The 2746-nt window shown below is 64.6% G+C and carries 3 protein-coding genes and 1 pseudogene; 2 read left to right on the forward strand and 2 right to left on the reverse strand.

The genetic code is table 11. The annotated features are described in order from the left end of the window. Nucleotides 1–98 (reverse strand): PPE domain-containing protein (locus tag JO059_RS11615; RefSeq protein ID WP_293318708.1); only part of this gene is annotated, 98 nt, incomplete at its 3' end. A gap of 300 nt (nucleotides 99–398) precedes the next feature. Between JO059_RS11615 and kstR2 the strand changes: the two genes are divergently transcribed. After that, a complete protein-coding gene (gene kstR2 / locus JO059_RS11620) occupies nucleotides 399–1010 on the forward strand; it encodes a TetR family transcriptional regulator KstR2 (RefSeq protein WP_293318704.1) in 612 nt (203 codons plus the stop codon). Nucleotides 1011–1013: 3 nt separating this feature from the next. Continuing rightward, on the forward strand, nucleotides 1014–2174 hold the full coding sequence (fadA6, locus tag JO059_RS11625) for a steroid 3-ketoacyl-CoA thiolase FadA6 (protein ID WP_293318706.1): 1161 nt from the start codon (nucleotides 1014–1016) through the stop codon (nucleotides 2172–2174). 391 nt (nucleotides 2175–2565) lie between these two features. Here fadA6 and JO059_RS11630 read toward each other — a convergent pair. Then, nucleotides 2566–2746 (reverse strand): annotated as a pseudogene (locus JO059_RS11630) (hypothetical protein); the annotation flags it as partial.

Consider the following 2746-nt stretch of genomic DNA (forward strand, 5'->3'; position numbering starts at 1 on the left):
GCCTCCCAGGCCGCCGCCGCATCCAACATCGGTGCCGAACCCGCACCGGCAAACATCCGCGCCGAATTGATCTCTGGCGGCATCGTCAAAAAGCTCATAACCGTTGACCTCCCGTACACCTCAACCGGACCCCCGCTGCGACACGCAGATAAAGCCTGCGTGGCCCGCCATGTCACCACTTCGTCACACGCGAGCAGTTCGCTGCATCAGGAACAGTACGACGGTTCCGCAGCGTCCGGGCGGATTTTGCGAAAAATCTCGAAACGGTCTTTCCGCCGGTCGGCCAGATCGACGATCTGGTGGTCCCGCACGGCAGGCGCCGTGGTTCCGCCGCGCACATATCCGGTCCGCCATCCTCGCTGATGGCCGAGCAAGCGCTTGGTTGATACCCTGATCGGGTGGAGCGGGCGACCGGCCAGGCGAACAGCCGGCGAGACGAGTTGCTGGCGCTCGCCGCGGCCATGTTCGCCGAGCGCGGATTGCGCGCCACCACCGTGCGCGACATCGCCGACGGCGCCGGCATCCTGTCCGGCAGCCTGTATCACCATTTCTCGTCGAAAGAGGAGATGGTCGACGAGTTGTTGCGCAGCTTTCTGGACTGGCTGTTCGCCCGCTATCGCGAGATCGTGGACAGCGAGGCCAATCCGCTGGAGCGGCTCAAGGGGCTGTTCATGGCGTCGTTCGAGGCGATCGAGCATCGGCATGCGCAGGTCGTCATCTATCAGGATGAGGCCAAACGGCTGTTGTCGCAGTCCCGGTTCTCTTACATCGAGGACATGAACCGCCAGCAGCGCAAGATGTGGGTCGAGGTGCTCAATCAGGGCATCGATGAGGGCTACTTCCGGCCGGACCTCAACGTCGACCTTGTCTACCGTTTCATCCGGGACACCACATGGGTGTCGGTGCGTTGGTATCAACCCGGCGGACCGCTCACCGCAGAGCAGGTGGGTCAGCAGTATCTCGCCATCCTGCTGGGCGGAATTACGAAAGAAAAAGAAGAAGGAGTCTGAAAGATGGCAGAGGCGTACGTCATCGACGCTGTACGTACCGCGGTCGGCAAGCGCAATGGCGCATTGGCCGGGATGCATCCCGTCGACTTGGGTGCCGTCGGGTGGCGCGGACTCCTGGACCGCGTCGACGTCGACCCCGCCGCCGTCGACGACGTAATCGCCGGTTGCGTCGACGCCATCGGGGCGCAGGCGGGCAACATCGCCCGGCTCTCGTGGCTGGCCGCCGGCTATCCCGAAGAGGTTCCCGGCGTAACCGTGGATCGGCAGTGCGGCTCCAGCCAACAGGCGATTTCGTTTGGCGCGCAAGCCATCATGGCCGGCACGGCCGATCTGATTGTGGCCGGCGGCGTGCAGAACATGAGCCAGATCCCGATCTCGTCGGCGATGACGGTCGGCGAGCAGTTCGGGTTCACCTCGCCGACCAACGAGTCCAAGCAGTGGCTGCACCGGTACGGCGATCAGGAGATTTCGCAGTTCCGGGGTTCGGAGCTGATCGCCGAGAAGTGGAATCTGTCACGCGAAGAGATGGAGCGGTACTCGCTGACAAGCCACGAGCGCGCGTTCGCGGCGATCCGGAGTGGCCACTTCGAAAACGAAATCGTCACGGTGGAAACTGACGCCGGCCCGTTCCGAATCGACGAGGGTCCGCGCGAGTCCTCGCTCGAGAAGATGGCCGGCCTGAAGCCACTGGTCGAGGGCGGCCGGCTGACCGCGGCAATGGCCAGCCAGATTTCCGACGGCGCCAGCGCGGTGCTGCTGGCCTCCGAGCAGGCGGTCAAGGACCATGGCCTGACGCCGCGCGCGCGCATCCACCACATCAGCGCCCGCGCCGCCGATCCGGTGTTCATGCTGACCGGGCCCATACCCGCCACTCGCTACGCGCTGGACAGGACCGGGCTATCCATCGAGGACATCGACACCGTCGAGATCAACGAAGCCTTCGCCCCGGTCGTGCTGGCATGGCTCAAGGAGATCAAGGCCGACCCCGAGAAGGTCAACCCCAATGGCGGCGCGATCGCGCTCGGTCACCCGCTGGGTGCGACGGGCGCCAAGCTGTTCACCACCATGCTCAACGAACTCGAGCGCATCGGCGGCCGCTACGGGCTGCAGACGATGTGCGAGGGCGGCGGCACGGCCAACGTCACGATCATCGAGCGGCTCTAGTCGGTGGTCTTCCAGCGAATATGAGCCCGCGGTGCCTCTGCTGCGGTGAGTGATCAGGCGGGGGCCGCAAGTGAAAATATGCTTCCATTTCATTTTCGGATAGCCCACCTCCGGCGTAGTGTTTGGTATCGCAAACCAGCCGAATAGGAGTAGCAAGATGCGAACGAGAATCGCTGCCGTCTTCGCTGCCGCCCTTGTCTTCACGGTGGCTCCGCCCGCGCACGCCGCCCAAACTCCTTACCATCCCGTGGTTCCGCCGACCCCTGGGACAGCGGCCACGGTGCAGCCGCTGGCCTGTGACGGAACCACCGGCGACCACGGCTGCGGTCCGGGATGGTACTGGCGCAATGGCGACCGCGGTTGGGCTTGCTACCCCTGCAATTAACTCGCCTCAGGTAGCCAGTACCAAAGCGATTCCGCCGAGGGCCAGCAGCCAACTGGCGAAACTGCCCACCAGGAAGTACTCGGTCACCTCGTCGATGCCGACCTCGCCGGGGCAATTTTTCTGGGCGTTCAATTCCGGGAACCGGATGATGCCCTTGGCGGCGACGACGGCGCTGGCCGCGGCCACC

The sequence above is a fragment of the Mycobacterium sp. genome (assembly GCF_019247615.1).
Classification (GTDB): Bacteria; Actinomycetota; Actinomycetes; order Mycobacteriales; family Mycobacteriaceae; genus Mycobacterium.

Bases quoted from the DNA above. Each gene is read 5' to 3' on its own strand.
- fadA6 (WP_293318706.1), top strand. From the start codon at position 1,014: ATGGCAGAGGCGTACGTCATCGACGCTGTACGTACCGCGGTCGGCAAG.